This is a genomic window from Tardiphaga robiniae (assembly GCF_001618955.1).
GTDB lineage: Bacteria > Pseudomonadota > Alphaproteobacteria > Rhizobiales > Xanthobacteraceae > Tardiphaga > Tardiphaga robiniae_A.
In genome coordinates, this window is the sequence record NZ_LVYV01000055.1 from 147,150 (window position 1) to 168,224 (window position 21,075).

Annotated in this window: 22 protein-coding genes; 11 read left to right on the forward strand and 11 right to left on the reverse strand. The window is 60.5% G+C overall.

What is annotated here, in order from left to right:
- Window positions 1-70 precede the first annotated feature (70 nt).
- The 4 genes from A4A58_RS27385 (at window position 71) to A4A58_RS27400 (ending at window position 4,440) form a co-directional block, all read left to right on the forward strand.
- Entirely contained in the window at window positions 71-964 is an 894-nt protein-coding gene (locus A4A58_RS27385) for a branched-chain amino acid ABC transporter permease (RefSeq protein ID WP_068738221.1), read from the forward strand.
- Window positions 965-970: 6 nt separating this feature from the next.
- Window positions 971-2,044, forward strand: coding sequence for a branched-chain amino acid ABC transporter permease (locus A4A58_RS27390; RefSeq protein ID WP_068738223.1), 1,074 nt, complete (start codon window positions 971-973; stop codon window positions 2,042-2,044).
- Between the two features lie 60 nt (window positions 2,045-2,104).
- The gene (locus A4A58_RS27395; protein WP_068738494.1) at window positions 2,105-3,385 is read left to right on the forward strand and encodes an ABC transporter substrate-binding protein; all 1,281 of its coding nucleotides are present in this window, start codon (window positions 2,105-2,107) and stop codon (window positions 3,383-3,385) included.
- A 224-nt stretch (window positions 3,386-3,609) separates the two neighbouring features.
- Window positions 3,610-4,440 (forward strand): ABC transporter ATP-binding protein, encoded by an 831-nt coding sequence (locus A4A58_RS27400; RefSeq protein ID WP_068738225.1) that lies wholly within the window; start codon window positions 3,610-3,612, stop codon window positions 4,438-4,440.
- Here the strand turns inward: A4A58_RS27400 and A4A58_RS27405 are convergent.
- Window positions 4,437-5,063 carry a VTT domain-containing protein gene (locus tag A4A58_RS27405; protein ID WP_068738227.1) on the reverse strand — a complete coding sequence of 209 codons (627 nt, stop codon included), beginning with the start codon at window positions 5,061-5,063 and terminating at the stop codon, window positions 4,437-4,439. The genes A4A58_RS27400 and A4A58_RS27405 overlap by 4 nt on opposite strands.
- A 73-nt stretch (window positions 5,064-5,136) precedes the next feature.
- Here A4A58_RS27405 and A4A58_RS27410 point away from each other — a divergent pair, with 73 nt between their 5' ends.
- From A4A58_RS27410 to A4A58_RS27420, 3 genes are all read left to right on the forward strand, one after another.
- A complete protein-coding gene (locus tag A4A58_RS27410) occupies window positions 5,137-6,366 on the forward strand; it encodes a phenylacetate--CoA ligase family protein (protein ID WP_068738229.1) in 1,230 nt (409 codons plus the stop codon).
- 98 nt (window positions 6,367-6,464) lie between these two features.
- Window positions 6,465-7,373: an FkbM family methyltransferase gene (locus tag A4A58_RS27415; protein ID WP_068738231.1), complete on the forward strand. Its 909-nt coding sequence runs from the start codon at window positions 6,465-6,467 to the stop codon at window positions 7,371-7,373.
- Window positions 7,374-7,467: 94 nt separating this feature from the next.
- Window positions 7,468-7,914 carry a GtrA family protein gene (locus tag A4A58_RS27420; RefSeq protein WP_068738233.1) on the forward strand — a complete coding sequence of 149 codons (447 nt, stop codon included), beginning with the start codon at window positions 7,468-7,470 and terminating at the stop codon, window positions 7,912-7,914.
- 2 nt (window positions 7,915-7,916) lie between these two features.
- Here the strand turns inward: A4A58_RS27420 and A4A58_RS27425 are convergent, their stop codons facing one another.
- Window positions 7,917-9,074, reverse strand: coding sequence for an AGE family epimerase/isomerase (locus A4A58_RS27425; RefSeq protein ID WP_068738235.1), 1,158 nt, complete (start codon window positions 9,072-9,074; stop codon window positions 7,917-7,919).
- Between the two features lie 242 nt (window positions 9,075-9,316).
- Between A4A58_RS27425 and A4A58_RS27430 the strand changes: the two genes are divergently transcribed.
- The 4 genes from A4A58_RS27430 (at window position 9,317) to A4A58_RS27445 (ending at window position 13,340) form a co-directional block, all read left to right on the forward strand.
- Window positions 9,317-10,354: a GDP-mannose 4,6-dehydratase gene (locus A4A58_RS27430; protein WP_068738496.1), complete on the forward strand. Its 1,038-nt coding sequence runs from the start codon at window positions 9,317-9,319 to the stop codon at window positions 10,352-10,354.
- Between the two features lie 129 nt (window positions 10,355-10,483).
- Window positions 10,484-11,620: a glycosyltransferase family 4 protein gene (locus tag A4A58_RS27435; protein WP_204378210.1), complete on the forward strand. Its 1,137-nt coding sequence runs from the start codon at window positions 10,484-10,486 to the stop codon at window positions 11,618-11,620.
- On the forward strand, window positions 11,620-12,579 hold the full coding sequence (fcl, locus tag A4A58_RS27440) for a GDP-L-fucose synthase (protein ID WP_068738238.1): 960 nt from the start codon (window positions 11,620-11,622) through the stop codon (window positions 12,577-12,579). The genes A4A58_RS27435 and fcl overlap by 1 nt, the downstream gene beginning before the upstream one ends.
- Window positions 12,579-13,340: a glycosyltransferase family 2 protein gene (locus A4A58_RS27445; protein ID WP_068738240.1), complete on the forward strand. Its 762-nt coding sequence runs from the start codon at window positions 12,579-12,581 to the stop codon at window positions 13,338-13,340. Before fcl ends, A4A58_RS27445 begins: the two co-directional genes overlap by 1 nt.
- A gap of 79 nt (window positions 13,341-13,419) precedes the next feature.
- Here the strand turns inward: A4A58_RS27445 and A4A58_RS27450 are convergent, their stop codons facing one another.
- The 9 genes from A4A58_RS27450 to A4A58_RS27490 are packed head-to-tail and all read right to left on the reverse strand — an operon-like array spanning window position 13,420 to window position 21,074.
- Window positions 13,420-14,136 (reverse strand): transaldolase, encoded by a 717-nt coding sequence (locus tag A4A58_RS27450; protein WP_068738242.1) that lies wholly within the window; start codon window positions 14,134-14,136, stop codon window positions 13,420-13,422.
- The gene (locus A4A58_RS27455) at window positions 14,123-14,671 is read right to left on the reverse strand and encodes a D-glycero-alpha-D-manno-heptose-1,7-bisphosphate 7-phosphatase (protein ID WP_068738243.1); all 549 of its coding nucleotides are present in this window, start codon (window positions 14,669-14,671) and stop codon (window positions 14,123-14,125) included. Before A4A58_RS27455 ends, A4A58_RS27450 begins: the two co-directional genes overlap by 14 nt.
- Entirely contained in the window at window positions 14,668-15,285 is a 618-nt protein-coding gene (locus tag A4A58_RS27460; RefSeq protein WP_068738245.1) for an SIS domain-containing protein, read from the reverse strand. The genes A4A58_RS27455 and A4A58_RS27460 overlap by 4 nt, the downstream gene beginning before the upstream one ends.
- Window positions 15,286-15,287: 2 nt before the next feature.
- Window positions 15,288-15,992: a nucleotidyltransferase family protein gene (locus tag A4A58_RS27465; RefSeq protein ID WP_068738247.1), complete on the reverse strand. Its 705-nt coding sequence runs from the start codon at window positions 15,990-15,992 to the stop codon at window positions 15,288-15,290.
- Window positions 15,989-16,969 carry a galactokinase gene (locus tag A4A58_RS27470; RefSeq protein WP_068738249.1) on the reverse strand — a complete coding sequence of 327 codons (981 nt, stop codon included), beginning with the start codon at window positions 16,967-16,969 and terminating at the stop codon, window positions 15,989-15,991. Before A4A58_RS27470 ends, A4A58_RS27465 begins: the two co-directional genes overlap by 4 nt.
- A complete protein-coding gene (locus A4A58_RS27475) occupies window positions 16,953-17,963 on the reverse strand; it encodes a Gfo/Idh/MocA family protein (protein ID WP_204378211.1) in 1,011 nt (336 codons plus the stop codon). Before A4A58_RS27475 ends, A4A58_RS27470 begins: the two co-directional genes overlap by 17 nt.
- Window positions 17,960-18,829 (reverse strand): SDR family NAD(P)-dependent oxidoreductase, encoded by an 870-nt coding sequence (locus tag A4A58_RS27480; RefSeq protein WP_068738253.1) that lies wholly within the window; start codon window positions 18,827-18,829, stop codon window positions 17,960-17,962. The genes A4A58_RS27475 and A4A58_RS27480 overlap by 4 nt, the downstream gene beginning before the upstream one ends.
- Entirely contained in the window at window positions 18,826-20,121 is a 1,296-nt protein-coding gene (locus A4A58_RS27485) for a nucleotide sugar dehydrogenase (RefSeq protein ID WP_068738256.1), read from the reverse strand. The genes A4A58_RS27480 and A4A58_RS27485 overlap by 4 nt, the downstream gene beginning before the upstream one ends.
- Window positions 20,118-21,074 (reverse strand): NAD-dependent epimerase/dehydratase family protein, encoded by a 957-nt coding sequence (locus A4A58_RS27490; RefSeq protein ID WP_068738258.1) that lies wholly within the window; start codon window positions 21,072-21,074, stop codon window positions 20,118-20,120. Before A4A58_RS27490 ends, A4A58_RS27485 begins: the two co-directional genes overlap by 4 nt.
- Window position 21,075 lies beyond the last annotated feature (1 nt).

Genomic DNA, 21,075 nt, shown 5'->3' on the forward strand with positions numbered 1-21,075 from the left:
CTACCCAGCGCGGCGTTGCCGCGCCCGGGGGAGAGGGGACGATCGCATCTTCTGTTGCGGAAGCTCTCGCATGAACACGCAGTTCCTCCTCCAGCTTCTCGTCAATGGCCTCGTGGTGGGCACGCTGTATGGCGTAGTCGCGATGTCATTCGTGCTGATCTACAAAGCCACCCAGGTCGTCAACTTCGCGCAGGGCGAGTTGCTACTGATCGGCGCCTGGGTGTGCTGGACGCTGCTGACCAAATATCAGGTCCCGTTCTGGCTCGGCATGCCGATGACGCTGGTGTTCATGTTCGCCTTCGGCATCCTCATCCAGGTGGTGATCCTGCGGCCGATGGTTGGCGAGCCGGTCATCTCGGTGATCATGGTGACCATCGCGCTGTCCACGGTGTTCCAGGCGGCACTGAAATGGATCTATGGCGTCAACCCGCAGCCATTCCCGCGTGTCTTCACCAGCCAGTCGGTGACGATCGGTAGCCTACAGATCCAGACCGTCTATGTGATGAGCCTGGTTGTCTCCGTCGCGATGATGATAGGCATGGCGTGGTTCTTCAAGGTCTCGAAATGGGGCCTCGCGATGCGCGCCACCGCGTTCAATCAGCAGGTGGCGCAATCGCTCGGCATTTCCGTGAAGACCGTCTTCGCCATGGCCTGGGCGATCTCGGCGATGGTTTCTGCTGTCGCCGGCGTTGTGGTTGCCGTCGTCAACGGCGTCTCATCCGGCCTGTCGATCTACGGCATCAAGGTGTTTCCGGCGGTTATTCTTGGCGGCCTCGACTCCATCGGCGGCGCCGTTGTCGGCGGCATCATCATCGGGCTGCTCGAGAACTTCGCGCAATTCGTCGACAGCGAATATCTCCACTGGGGCAATCTCTACGAAGTCGCCCCGTTCTACGTGCTCATCATCATCCTGATGATCAAGCCTTACGGCCTGTTCGGCACCAAAGACATCGAGCGGGTGTAAGACATCATGGCCAGCCCCTCCCTCATCCCATCCGGCGACTTCCGCACCAGCTACGCGGTCGACACCACGATCTTCCCGACCACCACCAGCCGCAATTTCGCGATCCTCGGCATCATCCTCACCTGCTTTGCGCCACTGGTGTTCAGCGAATACTGGCTGGCGATCCTGATCCAGATCGGCATCTTCGGCATTGCCGCGCTCGGCCTGAATATCCTGGTCGGCTTCACGGGCCAGATCTCCATCGGCCACGCGGCGTTCTTCCTGCTCGGCGCATTCACCTCGGCCTATATTTCCAACAAGACGCCGATCCCGGTGTTCTTTGCGATCCCGCTGGCCGGCCTCGTTACCGCCATGGTCGGTCTCATCTTCGGCCTGCCTGCAGCGCGACTGAAGGGCCTCTACCTGGTCATCGCGACATTGGCCGCGCAATACATCCTGCTCGACTTCTTCTCGCGCGCCGAGTGGTTCTCCGGCGGCTCGGTGCCGGCCATGGCCAACCCGTTTTCGATCTTCGGCTATGTGCTGCGCGGCGACCGGCAATATTTCTACGTCGTGCTCGCTTATGTGGTGGTGAGCTACCTGCTGGTGACTAACCTGATGCGCTCGCGCGACGGCCGTGCGCTCGTGGCGGTACGCGACCACTATCTCTCCGCCGAGATCATGGGCATCAATCTCACCAAATACCGCACGCTGTCCTTCGGTCTCGCCGCGTTCTTCGCCGGGATCGCGGGCGCGCTCTATGCACATTACCAGCTTGTCGTCTCTAACGAGGGCTTTGGCATAGAGCGTTCGATTCTGTTTCTGGCGATGGTCATCATCGGCGGCACCGGTTCGATCATGGGCACGCTGATGGGCACCGCCTTCGTGGTGTTGCTACCGGAATCCATGGAGTGGATATCAGCCGAACTCAAAGGCAGCGCCATCGACCGCGCATTGCAGCTCAACAACAATCTCACCTTCCTGCGCGAGATTGCCATCGGCCTCATCATCATCGCGTTTCTGGTGTTCGAGCCCGACGGGCTCGCGCATCGCTGGCGGCAGATCAAGACCTACTGGAAACTCTACCCATTCTCGCATTGACGCTTGAACGGGACGGACTAGACGAAACGATAAAATATAAAATCCAACGGGAGAATGCTCATGACGATGAAATCACTTCTAACGTCCGCATCCATTGCCCTTCTGATCGCGGGCGCGTCCGCCAGTGCACAGGCGCAGATCGCCGTCGGCCATCTCGCCGATTATTCCGGCGGAACGTCCGACGTCGGCACGCCCTATGGCCAGGGCGTTGTCGATACCTATGCCTGGATCAACAAGAACGGCGGCATCGGTGGCAAGCAGGTCAATCTCGATAGCAACGACTACGGCTATCAGGTGCCGCGCGCGATCGCGCTGTACAAGAAGTGGTCCGGCGCCGACAAGGTCGCGGCGATCATGGGCTGGGGCACGGCGGATACCGAAGCGCTCACCGGCTTCCTCGCGCAGGACAAGATCCCGGACATCTCGGGCTCCTACTCGGCGGCACTGACCGACCCGACCGGTGCCGGCGGCAAGGCAAAACCTGCGCCGTATAATTTCTTCTACGGCCCGTCCTATTCGGACGCGCTGCGCGCCGAACTGACCTGGGCCGCGGAAGACTGGAAGTCGAAGGGCAAGTCGGGCAAGCCGAAATATGTCCATATGGGCGCCAACCACCCCTACCCCAACGCGCCTAAGGCCGCGGGTGAAGCGCTTGCTGCCGAACTCGGCTTTGAAGTCCTGCCGCCATTGGTCTTCGCACTCGCGCCCGGTGACTACAGCGCGCAGTGCCTCAGCCTGAAGAGCGCTGGCGCCAACTACGCTTATCTCGGCAACACCGCCGCTTCGAACATCTCGGTGATGAAGGCCTGCAAGGCGGCCGGTGTCGACGTGCAGTTCATGAGCAATGTATGGGGCATGGATGAGAATGCCGCGAAGGCCGCGGGCGATGCTGCCGACGGCGTAATCTTCCCGCTGCGCACGGCGGTGAGCTGGGGCGGCAACGCGCCCGGCATGAAGACGGTGCAGGAGATTTCCAAGATCTCCGACCCGTCGGGCAAGATCTATCGTCCGGTGCATTACATCGCGGCAGTCTGCACCTCGCTCTACATGAAGGAAGCGCTCGACTGGGCCGCGAAGAATGGCGGCGCCACCGGCGAGAACGTCGCCAAGGGCTTCTACCAGAAGAAGGACTGGGTACCGGCCGGCATGGAGGGCGTCTGCAATCCCTCGACCTGGACCGACAAGGATCACCGCCCGACCACCAAGGTCGATCTGTATCGCTCGAAAGTCACCGGCGCGACCGATGGCGATCTCAACGACCTGATGGCCAAGGGCACGATCAAGCTCGAAAAGGTGAAGACCGTGGAACTGCCGCGCAAGCCGGAATGGCACGGGTGGTAGTTTGAACTAAGACGCCAATGGTCTCCCTCCCCCAAGCAGCGTAGCTGCGCAGTGGGGAGGGTCGGCCGTAGGCCGGGGTGGGGTGTCTCCGCAAGCGCCGTCGGAGTTTGCGACTCCCCACCCGTCACGCTGTTCGCTTCGCTCTCAACGCGCCACCCTCCCCACTGCGCGGCTTCGCCGCTTGAGGGAGGGACAAGAAAGACGGAGTTCATCCTGTGCAGCCAATGATCGACACCAGTCCTCGACCAGCAGCGGCGCCTACCCCCGCTCCCCTGCTCGACATCCGCAACATCGAGGTCGTCTATGACGACGTGATCCTCGTGCTGCGCGGCTTGAGCATGGAGGTGCCGAAGGGCGCGATCGTCGCGCTGCTCGGCGCCAATGGCGCCGGCAAGTCCACGACGCTGAAGGCAATCTCCGGTCTGTTGAAAACCGAAGATGGCGAAGTCACACGCGGCGAGATCCTGTTCGACAATGAACGGATCGACGGCATCGATCCCGACAAGATCGTGCGCCGCGGCATCTTCCAGGTGATGGAGGGCCGCCGCATCGTCTCCGACATGACATCGCTGGAAAACCTGCGGCTCGGCGCCTTCACGCGGAAAGACAACGAGGTCTCGACCGACATCGAGATGGTCTATGATTACTTCCCGCGACTGAAGGAGCGCACCGGCCTCGCCGGCTATCTCTCGGGCGGCGAGCAGCAGATGCTGGCGATCGGGCGAGCGCTGATGGCGCGGCCCAAGATGATCCTGATGGACGAGCCCTCCATGGGACTGTCGCCGCTGCTTGTGAAAGAGGTGTTCGCCATCATCAGGAAGATCAACCGCGATCTCGGCGTCACCATTCTGCTGGTCGAGCAGAACGCGCGCGCCGCGCTGTCGGTGGCAAGCCACGGCTACATCATGGAACAGGGCAAGGTGGTGCTCGAAGGCACCGCCGATGAGCTGCGCGACAATGAAGACGTGAAGGAGTTCTATCTCGGCGGCGCTGGTGACCAGCGCAAGAGCTTCAAGAACCTGAAGAGCTTCAAGCGCAGGAAGCGATGGCTTTAGCTGCTCACGGCCCCGCAGGTCGCGATGCCGGTCCTGCGCGCAAGGATAGCGCGAATGCGACGCGACACCAGCAACAGGATGACGAACACAATGACCAAGGCCATGGCAATCAGCACACGGTTGAGCGGCATTGGTCCATCATCGAGCAACAACGCCCGTCCGGACGCACCGAGATACACGTAAAGCACGATCTGCGGCAGCGTGAACACGAAAGTGACCAGGGCGAACGGGAGCAGTCCGATATTTGTCAAACCGAACAGATAATTTTGCACCGAATTGGGCAATGGTCCGCCGAACCGCATCAGTGCGACGATGCGCCAGCCCTCGTCATCGACGGCCTGGGCAATGAGGCGCCAAGCCGCGCGTTTTTCGGTCTGCCGTTCCACCCAACCGCGCAGAACGGAGCGCGCCAGCATGAAGGCCAGAGCGGATGCAGCCGCGGCGACTGGAACAATGACGACGAGAGAGCGCAAACCAAATGCAGCACCGGCACCGAACACGATGAATGTTCGTGGGACCGGCAAAAACGAAGAGGCAACCACCAATGCGGCCAGCACGACGGCAGCAGGAAAATCAAGCTGGCCGAAGCTGTCGAGCCATTGGACGATACGTTCTGACAACATGATTTCCCACTAGCACGGCGCCACAGGCTACCGGAATAACCGCGACGACGCCAAACCACCAGGACACACCCAGATGCGCCACTTCGACACACTCGAAAATTGCGATCCGTCGCAGCGCCAGGCCAATCTGTTTTCGCGCCTGCCGGATGTGCTGCGCCACGCGATGCAGGCGCCCGCCTATGCAGAGCATCTCAAGGGCATCAATCCCGCTGCGATCGTCAGCCGCGCCGCGCTGGCGCAACTGCCGGTGCTGCGCAAATCCGACCTGCCGGCCCTGCACAAGGCCAGCCCCCCGTTCGGCGGCTTCGTGTCAGGCGCAACCGGCTCATTCGGCCGGTTGTTCACCTCGCCGGGGCCTATTTTCGAGCCGGAGTCGAAGCAGGCCGATCCCTGGCGCGGCGCGCGTGCGCTCTATGCCGCAGGTTTCCGCGCGGGCGACGTGGTGTTGAATACTTTCAGCTATCACCTGACCCCCGGCGGCTTCATCTTCGACGGCGCCGCGCGGGCGCTAGGCTGCGCGGTGATTCCCGCCGGCCCGGGTAATACCGAACAACAACTCGAACTGATCGAAGCCTATCGTCCATCGGCCTATAGCGGCACGCCGGATTTTCTGAAGATCCTGCTGGATGCCGCGAAAGCCGCCAAGCGCGACATTTCCTCGATCAAGCGCGCCATGGTGTCCGGCGCGGCCTTCCCACCCTCGCTGCAGGCCGAGATCGCATCGCGCGGTGTCGAGGCCTATCAGGCCTTCGCCACGGCTGATCTTGGTTTCATCGCCTATGAGAGCACCGCCCGCGATGGCCTGATCGTCAATGAGGACCTGATCCTGGAAATCGTAACCCCCGGGACCGGCGAGCCCGTGGCCGAGGGCGATGTCGGCGAGATCGTGGTGACGTCGCTGGATCCGCACCACCCGTGGATCCGGCTGGCGCTGGGCGACCTGACGGCCGCCCTGCCCGGCCCCAGCGCCTGCGGCCGGAGCAATATGCGCATCCGGGGCTGGATGGGCCGCGCCGACCAGGCCACCAAGGTCAAGGGCATGTTCGTGCGGCCCGAACAGGTCGCCGAAATCGGCAAGCGGCACCCGGAACTCGGCCGGCTACGGCTGGTGGTGTCCAGGGACGGCGAGAATGACGCCATGGTGCTGAAAGCCGAAGCGGCAGCCCAGGACAAGCCCGGCCTGCAGGAGGCCGTCACGGCCACGCTCAGGGCCGTCAGCAAGCTCGGTGGGGCCGTGGAGCTGGTGGCGCCGGCCTCGCTGCCTAATGACGGCAAGATCATCGCGGACGAGCGCGGGAACTGACGCCACGGGCGGTTTCGACTGTGGCCGGCGGTACTATGGTTCCACGCTGAAATTCAGGTATAGGGAGCAACGATTGCCCCGAATACCGAAAGCCGCCGATGTCAGATTTCAAGCTCCCGCCCGTTCTGCTCGACAACGCCACGCGCGCAGACATGACGGTCAGCTGCCGCGACTGTGACGTCATCCCGAAAGTGCCGGATGCGGGCAAGGTCGTGTCGCTGGACGGCAATCAGGTGCAGATCATGCACAACGGCGTGCGGGTGGTCGCGGGCGGCTATTACGGCGACTGGATGACCGGCATCATCGAACGACTGCAGGGTCATCACGAACCGCAGGAGGAAGTGACCTTCCACGAAATTCTCAAACATGTACCACCGCACGCAACGATGCTCGAGCTCGGCGGTTTCTGGTCATACTACTCGTTGTGGTTCAAGTCGCAGCACGGCGACCTCCGGCAGGCCTATGTGGTCGAACCCGATCCCAACCACATCGCCATTGGCCGAGCCAATGCCACGCTTAATCAACGCGACATTACCTTCGTGCAGGCCTGCGTCGGCGGCGAGCCGATCAAGGCCCTGACGTTCAAGACCGAGTCCGCGGGCGACATCCGCATTCCGCAGATTTCGGTTCCCGGCTTCTTGCGCGATCATCGGATCTCGCAGCTTCAGGTCCTGCATTGCGATACCCAGGGAATGGAAACCGAGATTATCCGTTCGTGCGAAGCGCTGTTCCGCAACAGGACCATCCGGTTTGGAATTTTCTCGACCCATCATCATGAGATCAGCGGCGATCCGCTCACCCATCAGCGCTGTCTTGCGATGCTGCAGGATTTCGGGGGGCGCATTCTGGTCGAGCACGATGTTCACGAAAGCTTCAGCGGCGATGGGTTGATCGCGGCCTATTTCGGCACCGAACCGCTCCACTGGACCGCGCCGCCGATCAGCCGTAACCGCTATTCAAGCAGCCTGTTCCGCAACCCTCTCTACGATCTCGCCGCCCGTCCGTGACGTTGACGGCCGGCCGGCTGCGGAAAAAGCGGACACCGGCGGACGTTGCTGCTATGGACATGCCGATGTCATATCGCAAGCACTGCCACCTCTGATGAAACTGTTTCTGCAACGGCACTTCGGCGCATGGGCCACGGGCCCCACCGCTGTCAAGATCATGGCTTTCGGCGTGATCGGCCTCGGCAATACCGTCATCGACCTGGCGGTCTTCACCTTCGGCTATCAGGTGCTCGGACTGCCGCTCGTCCCGGCCAATGTGCTAGCATGGCTCATCGCGGTGTCCGGTTCTTACGTGATGAACACCATGGTCACGTTCCGCGCCGAATCCGGCCGCGTGCTCAGGCGCAAGGACTACTTCAGATTCGTCGCGTCGGGCATTCTCGGCGTGATAGCGACCACGACGACGCTGGTGGTGCTGTCGAACTTCATCCCCGTCTATGCCGCCAAGCTGGCATCGATCCTCGCCGGCTTCATCGTCAATTTCACGATGTCGCATTTCGTGGTGTTCCGGCCAAAGCCACCCACGGGCATCATGGACTGACTTCATGCGCCGAGCACGCGATCGGCCTCCGCGATAGCGCACAGCACGTGATAAAACGTCGACGCCGGGATCGCATCGACAAGAGAGCGCCCCCCGGCGTCGAAGCGATCGTACCATCCACCGGCCACCGGATGCTGCAGATAGTGATGATCCAGCCGCACCAGCGCGGCGCGCGCCTCGTCGGCAGCGCCAGCCTGCCCTGCTTCCGCCTGTGCAATCCAGGCCTTGGCGATCTCGGTCTGCGGCCAGCATCGTCGCGTCGACTTGACGATGTTTCCTTCGGCATCGCCTTCATCAACGAGGCAGCCGGTCCCATCGCGATAGCGTAACGCCGACTCCAGCAGCAAAGCGCGGTGCTTCGACGTCGGGCAGCCTGTAATGCGCTCGAAACCCTTCAGCAGCCAGACCCATTCCGCCTGATGGCCCGGCTCGACGCTGACCGGCTCGATCCGTGACCAGTCCTGCTCGAAATACTCGCCGAGCACCCGCTTCTGCCCGTCATAAAGACTGCTGACGAATAGTCCGAACAGGTCGCCGGCACGGGCCTGAAACGCCTGATCATGCGTCGCGTCGAACGTCGCGATCAGCGCCTCGAAGACATGCATCTGCGGGTTCTGCCGGCGCGGTGTACTAGTCGGCACGCCTTCCGAATAGCCACCGTCGGGCGAACGCAGATGGATATCAAAAAAACCAATGAGCGAATCGATTTCGGAACGCACCTGCGCGTCATGATCGAGCTGATAGAGGGCCGCCAAGGCGAGCAAGACGAAGGCATGGTCATAGGTGTCGCGAAGCGGGTTCAGCACGGCCCCGTCAGACGCGAGGATATGTACGAAGCCCGGCCTGCCATCTGGCGCCTTGGCCTTCGACAACATGTAGTCAAGCCCCTTGAGCGCGATTTCGCCGCCTTGCGGGTACCAGCCGAGCTGCGCAGCTTTGGCGAAACAATAAATCTGCCGCGCTTGCACGCGAACGCGACGGGGGGCAGCAAGATCGGCATTCCCCTGCGCATCGAGCTTCTCAACAAACCCGCCTACCCGCGAGTCCCAGCCCTCACTGGACCACAGCGGCAACGCATCCGCTATCATCCTGGATTTCAATATACCGACGATGTCGTCTGTGCCCGTCTTCGGCTCCGCCACATTGTCACGCTCGACCATTGCAAACCTTGAATCTGTCCATCGCCCCTAGCGCCACGATCATACCAACATAAACGAAGGCTTGCTCCCAATACGACGCATTGACGGCTGAAGCGATGGCCGACCTGCAATTCGCTTGCCGCATAACCTGATTACACGGCGCCGGCGCCGAAAAAAATCAACAATTTCAGCGCTGTTCTCGATGTCTGCCGGGAAGAACCTTGAAAATCACCATGACGTACCTTAAGACTAGCCAACGAATGATGGTTGAGGATCACGTGAGAAAGCGCGCATTGGTCACAGGGGGCGCGGGCCAAGACGGGTGGTATCTCATCAACCTCCTGCTCGCGCACGGATATGACGTTTTTGCCCAATCCAGGCATGCCGTCGATTCAGAAATACACGGTGACCGCGTTCACTGGCACATCGGCAACCTGACCGACGAGGCCTTTTTGAGGAACCTGCTCGTCACAGCGGCGCCGGATGAAATCTACAATCTGGCAGCAGTGTCGAGGCCCTCGATCTCCTGGGACATTCCGATCGAGACGGCCTTGTTGAATTCCCTGGTGCCGCACCGCATCTGCGAATTCATTCGCCGCGAGGCGCCAACCTGCCGCCTGTTTCAGGCATCGTCATCGGAAATTTATGGCGACACGCGGGCCGAAGTTCAGGACGAGGACACGCGTGCCAATCCGGGATCGCCATACGGCATCTCGAAGGCCTATGCACATCAGATCGTCGGTGCCTATCGCCGGCAATATGGTTTGCACCTGTCGTGCGGCATCCTCTTCAACCATGAAAGCCCGCGACGACCGCTCAATTTTGTGTCCCAGAAGATCGCACACGCCGCAGCCGCGGCATCGCTAGGCCTGACCGAAACGCGCGAGCTCGACGAGCGTGGCAAGCCGATCCTGTTCAATGGCAAGCTCTATCTGGGCGACATCACGGTGCGCCGGGATTTCGGCTTCGCGGGTGACTTCGTCGAGGCGATGCGCCTGATCGTGCAGAATGATGCCCCGGCGGATTATGCGGTTGGCAGCGGACAGGCGCATTCCATCGCGGAATTCTGCGAGGTCGCTTTCAAGGTCTGCGGCCTCGACTGGAAGAAATACGTTTCAGTCGATGAGACGCTGCTCCGCAAGGTCGACAGCCATTTCACGCAGGCCGACCCGTCCAAATTGAAGGCGAAACTCGGCTGGCAGCCCAAGGTCGATTTCCTCGGGCTGGTGGAAACGATGGTTCAGGAGCGCGTGCGCATCTTGAAGCTGTCGCAGGCTTCCACAGATGCGACGGGCACCTGAGCGAGATTGCGTTCAACGGAGCAACCGCGACTTCAACCGGCGAAAAGATCAAATTTCCAGATGCATATCGGTTTCGATATTTCCCAAACAGGATCCGGCAAGGCGGGCTGCGGATATTTCACGCATGCCATGATTACGGCCATGCTCGCCAGGGCGCCCCAGCATCGCTACGCATTGTATCCAAGCTTCGGAGATTTCTTCCTCGACGCGAAGATGCCGGCGACAAGCCCCTATCAGGGACCGAACGTGCATTATGGGCAGCGTCACGTCACGATGGACGGTACCCGCGGCTACTGGAGCCAAAGCAACCTCGAAGCCGTGCTGGGAAATCCCGACATCATCCACTCCAATAATTTCTGGACCCCGCTCCAGATCTCATCCAGCCGGCTGATCTATACCCTCTACGATGCAGGCTTTGTCGTTGATCCCACGTGGACGACCGAAGGCAACCGGATCGGCTGCTTCGATGGTATCTTTCGGGCGGCGGTGGCCGCGGACTGGGTCGTCGCGATCTCTGAATACACGCGGTCTCACTATCTGAAGACGTTCCCGCACTTCCCGAGCGAGCGGGTGCGGGTCGTATACCCCTGCTCACGCTTCACCGATTGTGAACAGCAAGGTACGGCACCCAAGTCCCTGAAAGATCTTGATGCGAAGGCATTCTGGCTCAGCGTCGGCACCATCGAGCCGCGTAAGAACCAGCGCATGCTGATGCTCGCCTACAAGCGATATCTCGACGCCGGCGGTCGGCCGATGCCGCTCGTGCTTGCCGGCGGCAAGGGCTGGCTGATGGAAGACTTCAAGGATTATGTGGCCGAACTGGGTCTCTCGGATCAGGTCATCCTCACCGGCTACGTCTCCGACGAGGAACTGATCTGGCTATATCGCAATTGCTACGCCAGCCTTTACCCTTCGGTATTTGAAGGGTTCGGACTGCCTGTGCTGGAGGGCATGCAGTTCGGCGCGGCCACGATGTGCTCGAATACGACATCGATGCCGGAAGTGGCCGGCGATGCCGCAATTCTGCTATCACCCGATGCCCCCGACGCATGGACGCGGAACATGCTTGAACTGGCGTTGGACGAAGCCAAACGACAGCAGCTCAGCATGGCCGGCCAGCAACGCGCCAGGCAATTCGACTGGAAGCGCAGTGCCGAAGCCATGCTGGAGATTTATGACCTTGCGCTGCGATCGCCAAAGCGCAGCAATATGGCAAACACGACGTCCCCCAAGAGCGGTCACGCTCAACTTGAGAACCACGACTGATGTCCAGAAACGACAGGATTTTTGTTGCCGGCCACCGCGGAATGGTCGGCTCGGCAATCGTCCGTAAACTCAAAGAGCACGACTATACCAACATCGTGACGCGCGAGCGGCATGAACTGGATCTTGTTCAGCAGGCCGAGGTCAGAGCGTTCTTTGCGGACGAACAGATTGATCAGGTTTATATGGCGGCGGCGAAGGTCGGCGGCATCATGGCTAACAACACCTATCCGGCCGAGTTCATCTATCAAAACCTGATGGTCGAAGCCAACATGATCCACGAGGCCTGGAATGCGGGCGTGAAGCGCCTGCTGTTTCTCGGCTCGAGCTGCATCTATCCGCGCCTGGCGCCGCAACCGATGGCTGAGGATAGCCTGCTCACCGGCGTGCTAGAGCCGACCAACGAGCCTTATGCGATCGCCAAGATCGCCGGCATCAAGCTCAGCGAATCCTACAACCGCCAATACGGCACCGACTATCGTAGCGTGATGCCCACTAATCTGTATGGGCAAGGCGACAACTACGATGCCGAGAAGAGCCACGTCATTCCCGGTCTGCTCCGCCGCTTTCACGAGGCCAAGGAGAGCAACGCCCCGGAGGTCGTGATCTGGGGCACAGGCACGCCGAAGCGTGAGTTCCTCTATGTCGATGACATGGCCGAAGCCTGCGTCCATGTCATGGAGCTGGATTCCGAAATTTATGACCACAACACCGAGCCGATGCTCTCGCATATCAATGTCGGGACTGGCGAAGACCTCTCGATCCGCGACCTGGCCGTGACCATTGGAGAGGTCGTGGGCTACAGCGGACGTATCGTCTTCGACACGACGAAGCCCGACGGCACGCCGCGCAAGCTGATGGACGTGAAACGGCTGCACGGCCTCGGTTGGCGCGCGCGGATCGGACTGCGTGAGGGTCTGGCGCTGGCCTATGCGGACTTCTTGAGAAGCACGCGACGCTGATGGCCGCATTGCCTGTCGTCACCATCGCGGTCCCCTCCTACAATCAAGGCCGTTTCCTCGACGCCGCGCTGACCTCGATCTTCGAACAAGACGTGCCGGTCGAGGTGTATGTCGCCGACGGCGGCTCGACCGACGACTCCGTCGATGTCATCCGCCGATACGAAGGCAGGCTCGCTGGCTGGCGCAGTCACCCCGACCAAGGACAGGCAGCAGCCATCAATGAAGGCATCGCCAAGGGCAGCGCGCCCTATGTCGCCTGGTTGAACAGCGACGACCAGCTGGAGCCGGGTGGCCTGAAACGGCTGCTGCAGGCATTGGAGCAAGCTCCAAAGGCCCCGGTCGCCTACGGCAAGGTCTGGAACTACATCGAGAGCAACGGCAGTAAGAAGCCGATCTGGGTCGAGCCGTTCAGCGAGCGCCGCCTCGCCCTGCGCTGTATCGTGTCGCAGCCGGGAACCCTGATGCGGCGCGCGGCCTGGGACGCGGTCAGCGGCCTTGATGGCAGCCTGCGGATGGCGATGGACTATGACCTGTGGTGGCGACTGTACAGGGAGTTCGCACCGTTCGCCTTCGTCGACGAATTCGTCGCCGTCAATCGCGATCACTTGGAAACCAAGACCAATACCCAGCGCGTACTGCACTACCGGGAGGCTATGGCCATCGTGCGCAAGTATCACGGCCGCGTGCCGCTGAAATGGTGGCTCGCCCAGCCTTATGCCGTGTGGCTGAAGGCGCTGGCCAACCGCGTCAAGCAGACCTGAACTCGACGATCACACCGGCAGAAAAAGCCCCGGCTCTGCTGAGCAGAGCCGGGGCTTTTTTATCGTGCGCGATAAATAATTAGAGCTTGAAGCCCGCCGCGATCGCGTCATCGGCGAACATCTTGACAGTCTCGAGCGAGTAATCATCGAGGTTCTTGCCGACCAGCGACAGCTTCTTGAGGATGTCATTGGTCACGGTGATGACGTGGCAGCCAATCGAATCTGCGTGGAAGATGTTCAGCAATTCGCGCGGGCTCGCCCAGATTAGCTCCGATGCCGGCGCCACCTTCAACAGCTCGACAGCCGCAGCCATCATGGCCAACGGGTCCTGACCGGTGTCCGCGACACGGCCAGCAAAGACCGACACATAGCTCGGCACGTTCGGATCCAGTGCGGCAACGACATCACGCACTTGGGTCAGGGTCATCAGCGCGGTGACGTTTAGCTTCACCTTCTTCGCCGCAAGCTTCTCGATCAGCTTGTAGCTTGTCTCGCGCTTGGTGTTCATCACCGGAATCTTGACGTAGACGTTTTCGCCCCAGCTGGCGATTTCCAATGCCTGACGCTCCATGTCGGCGAATTCATCCGAAAACACTTCGAGCGAGATCGGTCGATCCGGAATGGCCTTCAGGATGTCGAGCGAGAACGCCTTGTAATCCGTGATCCCTTCCTTGCGCATCAGGGTGGGGTTGGTGGTCAGGCCCTTCACGAAAGGCTTGGCGTACATTTCCAGCATGCCGGCCTTGTTGGCACCGTCAGCGAAAATTTTGACGGTCAGATCCTCAACTTTTTTCATGTTCGTTCTCGCTCTCTATGATTTCTAGCGCTTCGTGTGTCGTTAAAACCTTGTGGTCGTAATTGGTGGGCGCGGCTTCGCGGTAACCGCGATCAACAAAGATGGTGCGGCTTCCCGCTGCGATACCTGCTTCGACATCGCCGCGCCGGTCGCCAATCATGTAACTGCGTGCCAAATCGACATTGAACTCCGCAGCGCCTGCCAGAAGCATTCCGGGCCGCGGCTTTCGGCAATCACAGCCATCGCCGTTGTCGTGGAAGCAGACGAAGAACTTGTCGATCGCGGGAATTTCCCGCGCAATCGCCGCGTTAATCCCCTCAACGGTGGATTTCGGCGTCGTACCGCGCGCAACGTCCGGCTGGTTCGTCACCACGATCAGGGCGAACCCGCGATCCTTCAGGCGCTGCAGAGGCTCTCGAAGTCCGCCATAGATCTTGAGATCCTCAACCCGTGCCGGAGGGTAGGATTTTCCCTCGCGAACCACCGGATGATTCAGCACGCCGTCACGATCGAGGAAGATCGCCCGTGACTTCATTTGGTGGGGCTCGCGGTCCCTACCGCCGATTCCCACTTGGTCTGGTTGGCCTTGAGCTTCGGGTGCGACACCAGCAGATGCCACACCACCGCCTGGAAGGCCTCGGAATGCGGTGTGACGTTGTCCGGATTAACCGTCGGCACGATCACGCAGGCATCGGCGACCTGCGCCGTGTAGCCGCCGTCGCGACCGACCACGCCCATGATCTTGGCGCCCACCGACTTGGCATACTGCAGCGCCATCACAAGGTTGGGGCTGATGTTCTTTTCGAGATTGCCGCCGCCGACCGAGAAAATGAAGATCGCGTCCTTGGCGAGTAGCTTGCTGACCTTGAGCCACTCTACGAAAATCGTGGCCCAGCCTTCGTCGTTGGTGCGCGCCGTCAGTTCGGACACGTTGTCGGTCGGCGCATAGCTCTCGATACCGACGATCTTGCGGAAATCGTTCACCGCATGGCCGCAATTGCCCGCGCTGCCGCCGACGCCCAGAAAGAAGATGCGGCCGCCATCGGCTTTCACCGTCGCGAGCAGATCCGCCATTTTCTCAATTGGGGCCACATCCATCTTGGCGATGATATCGGCTGATTCACGCATGTGCTGTACTGCGTAGCTCATGATTACTTTCCCCTACCCCTGAAATAGTCCGCCGCTTCGGCGAGACCTTTGTGAGAGCCGATTTCGTAAAATCGCTCCTGGACTTCGAAACCTGCAAGTTGCCCGGCCAGCGACAGTCGATGATAGACGTCTGCCAGGTCGAATGCCTCATCGCCTTGCTCGGCGGCCAGAATATCCGCCGATATCGCACCCAAGCCGTAATCGATGTGCTTCATCTCGGGCGTCGGCAAGCGCTTGTTGTACTCCACAATCACATCGTCCGAGAACAGGACGTTGCTCTTGTCCCACTGATCCGCGTTGCGCTGCACTGTCATCAACGCAGGCTTGCCGCTGTTCAGGAAACGGTCCTCTACAGCATTGAAATCGATCGGCAGATACGAGTCTCCATACAGGACCAAAAACTGCGAGTCCAGAAGCGGCAAGGCCTGCTTCAGTGCGCCCCCGGTTCCCAGCAATTTAGGCCAGTCCTGCGAGTAGGATACCGACAATCCGCTGGCAGAGCCGTCACCGACAACATCCCGGATCTGCTCCCCAAGAAACCCGATGCACATCACCACCCGGGTGACGCCCTGTCCGCGCAGGTAAGCCAGTTGACGCAGAATAAATGGCTCACCCGCTACATCGACCAGCGCTTTGGGAATCCTTTCCGTGATTGGCTTCAGCCGCGTCGCCAAGCCCCCGGCGAGGATCGCAACTGGCAGCTTCACGAGAACAATACTTTCGTGCCTTCAAAATCGAACGCGAAACGCACTTCTTCCAAGCCGGCTTTCGCCATGGAGTGTCGCAGCTTGTTGCGATCGCTGGCGTAGAACAACAGAAAGCCACCGCCGCCTGCGCCGACCAGCTTGCCGCCCGCGGCGCCGTTCTTCATGCCAATGTCATACCACTCGTCAATGTGGGAATTGCTCATACCGCCGGAGCGTCGCTTCTTGTGCTCCCAGTGCTCATGCATCAGAGCACCGAAATCCTCCGTCTTGCCGGTCTCGAGCATAACCTGGCTCTTCAGGCCTAGCTCTTTGACGAAGTGCAGGTTGGCGATCATGTCCTTGTCGCTGCTCTTTGTCCTGGTGTTCTGGTCCTTCAGGATCGAGCCGGCGCTACGTGAAAAGCCGGTGAAGAACAGCAGCAGATTGTCCTCCAGATCGAACTTCGTATCCATCGAGATATTCAGCGGGACGACATCGACGCTGTTGTCCGGATTGAACGTGAAGCAGGTCAAGCCGCCACAGGCCGCGATGTACTGATCTTGCTTGCCGATTGGCTCGCCCAGGCGGTCGATCTCAATCTCGCAGGCGAGCTCGGCGAGATCCTTCGGCTCAATCTGACGCATCCGATGGACGTAGAGCGCTTTCAAAAGTGCCGTGGTGAAGCTGCCCGACGATCCCAGCCCGGTGCCCGAGGGAATGTCCGCCAGCGTGGTAATCTCGACCTGCGGGGTTTTGAAGCCGAGCATCTTGATCGCTTCGCGGATGATCGGATGCTGAACTTCGTCCGTCGCCTGCACGTGTTCAAGCTGCGAGTACTTGAGATAGATTCCTTCGGTGAACGGCCGCATCACATTGATGTAGACGTATTTGTTGATCGCTCCTGCGATCAGGAAACCGCCATGCTCGCGATAATACGATGGCAGATCCGTGCCGCCGCCGCCGAGGCTGATTCTCAGTGGGCTACGCGTTGTGATCATAACCAGACATCCTGTAAATCTTTTCAATGATGTGAAGTGCTTCGACGGCGTCGCGGATGCCGGCCGCCGGCTGACGCTTCAGCCGGATATCTTCCAGAAACTCGGCGAATTCAACGTCCCAGGAGTTATCCGCCATCGGATATTCCCAGCTCGTCGTTTCCGGCGGGCCCATTTCCGGCAGCATCTTGTAGAACGTCAGACGTTCGGCGCCATAGCTGCCGCCGAGGCCGTTGATATCGATCTTGCCGTCGCGCCCGTAAATCTCGAACGAAAACGTATTCTTCCATTCAGTGCAGCTGGCATGCAGGAAGGCCACCTTCCGCTCCACCGTCTTGAGGAGCAGGAAGCCGTTGTCGTCGACCGGCATGTCCCAGTAATAGGTCGCTGCAAAACCGTCCACTTCGGCGAAATCGCCGAGAAACCAGCGTGCCAGATCGACCAGATGCGGCCCCTGATCGATCAGCTCGCCGCCGCCGGACTTCTTCGGATCGGAGCGCCATTCGCGATCGTAACCGACACGGCCGCCATGGCCGTAGCGCGCACGCAGGAACATCAGCGGACCAAGCTCGCCCGAGGTGACGAGCTGATACGCCTTCTGCAGCGCGCGGTGATAACGGTGATTGAAGCCGACGCGAACCAGACAGCCCTTGGCGGCCGCTGCCTCGGCGAGCCCTGCGAGCTCTGCGGCATTGCGCGCTGCCGGCTTCTCGATCAGCACATTCTTGCCTGCGGCCACGGCGCCGTGGGCGATCTCCGCCAGCGTGTCGTGCAGGGTCGCGATCATGACGATGGAGACCTCCGGGTTGGCCACCGCCTGCTGCCAGTCGGTCACTGCGCGGCAGCCCGGCGCAGTCGCCGCCAGCCGATCGGCGCGGTCCTGTGCGATGTCGGCGCAGACCACCAGACGCGCATTGCCGAGCGCCTTGGCGCGCTTGTGGCCGATCAGCCCGCAGCCGATGATGGCAACGCCCGGTGCACTCGCAGTTCCGCTCACTTGTCGCCCCATTCCATCTTGCGGTCACGCCCGGTGATCCGCCGCAGCGTATATGCATCGCTGCTGTTGAGTTCGTCGAGATGCTTCGGCCAGTCTTCCCAACGGTCCCACTGCGCGGCGATCAATTTGCCGGTAATGCCATCGCTGTCAGCCGAACCGAGGAACACACACAGCGCTGCACCCACATCAAGCGGCGTGCCGCCCTCGCCCGCGATCTTCTTCATCCTATCGTAGAACTGGTGGCCGACCTTTTCCGGGCCAGCCTCGAGTAGTTGCTCCATCATCCGCGTGACCAGCGCACCCGGCGCGATCGCGTTGACGTCAATGTGGTCATCCTTGCATTCCAGCGCCAACGACTCCGTAAACCGCACGACACCGGCTTTCGATGCCGCATAGGCCGTGATTGCCGGCATCGGGTTTGCCGCCCCGCCCCCGGAGATGTTGACGATCTTGCCGTAACGCTGCGCGCGAAACATCGGCATCGCGGCACGCGAGACGTAAACGAGTCCGAGCAGATTGATGCGAATGGCATCGACCCATTCATCCAGGTCGATATCCTCGATATTGCCCATCGGGCCATAGATGCCGGCATTGTTGACGAGGATATCGAGCCGCGGAAATTCGGAACGCACCGTTGCGAACAACGCATCGACGTCCGCGCGTTCGCCGACATCACCAACGACGGCGACGATGCGCGCGCCCGTCGCAAGCAGCGGTTCAAGCGCCTGCTGTTGCGCAGCGAGCTTATCTGCACTGCGCGCGCACAGCACGACACTGGCGCCGTTGACAACATACTGACGAGCGATTTCGGCGCCGAGCCCCTGGCTGGCGCCGGTGATGACGGCAGTGCGCCCCTGAAGCTTCATTGCACCTTACCTGCAATAATATAATCGAGCCCCGCGAGACCCGACAGCTGCTTCGATGCAAATGCGTTTTGATCAATCAGCAACGAACGTTGCATGGATGGAACAAGCCTTGCGAAATCGAGTTCGCGAAACTCGGGCCACTCGGTGAGCAGCACCACAGCCTCGCTATCGGCGAACACAGCATCCACCGATGGCGCGATGGTAACGGCCGAACCCAACGGCTCGGGCAAGCTCGCCACCTTCGGATCGAACACGGTCACTTGGGCGCCGTCGGCTATCAATTCTTGGATCACCTCGATCGCCACGGAGCGCCTGATCGCGTCGGTCCCGGCTTTGTAGGCGAGCCCGAGAACGCCAATTCTCTTGCCCTGGAGCCTTCCGAGTCGGCCGCGCACATGCCTGACAACCCACCCCTTGTGATGATCGTTGCTTTCCAGCACTGCGGTCAACACGGAAACCCGCACGTCGACATCCTTCGCAATGGCCTTCAGAAACTGAACGTCGCGCGCCAGTGTACCGCCGCCGAAAGCAGATCCTGCCCGCACATAGGCCTTCTTGCCGATCCGGGGGTCAAGCCGCAGTGCGCCTTCTACTTCACTCATATCGGCGCCGACGCCCTCGCAGACCGAGGCAATCTCGTTTGTAAAAGTCACGCAGGTCGCGAGAAACGCATTGAGCGCGTGCTTGACCATTTCGGCGGACTCGACACGCGTCCATAGCAGCGTATCGCAGAACGGCGTCAGTATCGGTTCGATGACCCGGCGCGCAGCATCGCCGCGAATGCCGATGACGATACGTTCCGACTGCGTGAAAACCCGGATCGCGTCGCCGAGGCGAAGGTTCTCCGGCGAATAGGCGAACGAAACCTGGCGGCCGTTCGCGACCTCCGCGAAATCCTTCTCCAGCACCGCCGTACTGCCGACAGGCACTTGCGACGAGATCAGAACGACGGCGCCGTCCTTCAGATGCGCGAACGTGCTGCGAATACGGTCGAGCACATAATCGACATCGGCAACGTCGTCGTCATCAACGGGCGTGTCGAAATTCACCCACAGCAGATCGGCAGACGCGACTGCCGACCCGACATCGCTGGTGAAGCTCAGCTTGCCGTCCTGCAATCCCTGCGACAGCATTGCATTGAGGCCGGGCTCGAACAGAGGCGCTTTGCCGATGCTCAGCTCTGCCGCTGCTTCCTGTGTCTCTGCCAGGCCGATAGTAACGATCCCGCGCGATGCGAGACAGGCGGCCGTCACCGAGCCAAGATGCCAAAGACCATAGACACAGACCGTCATGGCCGCGCCTCGACCACCCAGGGATTAGCAATCAGATATTCCAACGTCGTTACGACACCCTGCTGGATCGACATCTTGGGAGTCCAGCCCAGCGCACGGATACGGCTGCAATCGAGGAAGATGAACGGATTGTCACCGATCCAGCCGCGCTCGCCGCCGGTGTATTCCAGCGTCGGCTTCAACTGCAGGCGCTCACAGATCCAGCCGATCGACTGATTGACCTCGCAATACTCGTCCTGGCCGAGATTGAAGATATTAACGCGATCCGTCGCTCGCTCGACGGCGATCATGATCGCGTCGATGCAGTCCTGCACATAAAGATAGGATTTGCGTTGCTTGCCGTTGCCCAGAACTTCAAGCTTCGACGGATCGGCCAGAAGCTTCTGATAGAAATCGAAGACGTGGCCGTGCGTGTAGCGTTCGCCGAGGATCGACACGAAACGGAAGATGAAGCCCTGGAAGCCGAAGCCTTCGCAATAGGATGATATCAACCCCTCTGCCGCGATCTTGGAGTTGCCATAGAGCGATGTTTGCACCGGAAATGGCGCATCTTCCGGCGTCGGGAACACCTTGGCTTCGCCGTAGACCGAGCCTGTCGATGAGAACGCGATCTTCTTGATGCCGTTGGCGCGCATCGCCTCCAGCACGTTGTAGGTCGCGATCAGGTTCTGCTCGATATCCTTGAAAGGGTGATGCGTACCAAAACGAACGTCTGCATTCGCAGCCAGGTGGAACACCATATCACAGCCGGCTATCGCCGATCGCAATGCATCGGTATTCAACAGATCCGCCTCAACCAATTTGAAGTTGGCAGACTTCAACGCACCCTCGATAAAGCGACGCTGACCGGTGACGAAATTGTCGTAGCCGACCACGCTATGCCCGGCTGCAAGCAGCCGGTCCACCAGGTTGCTGGCAATGAAGCCCGCGGCTCCGGTTACGAAAGCTTTCATC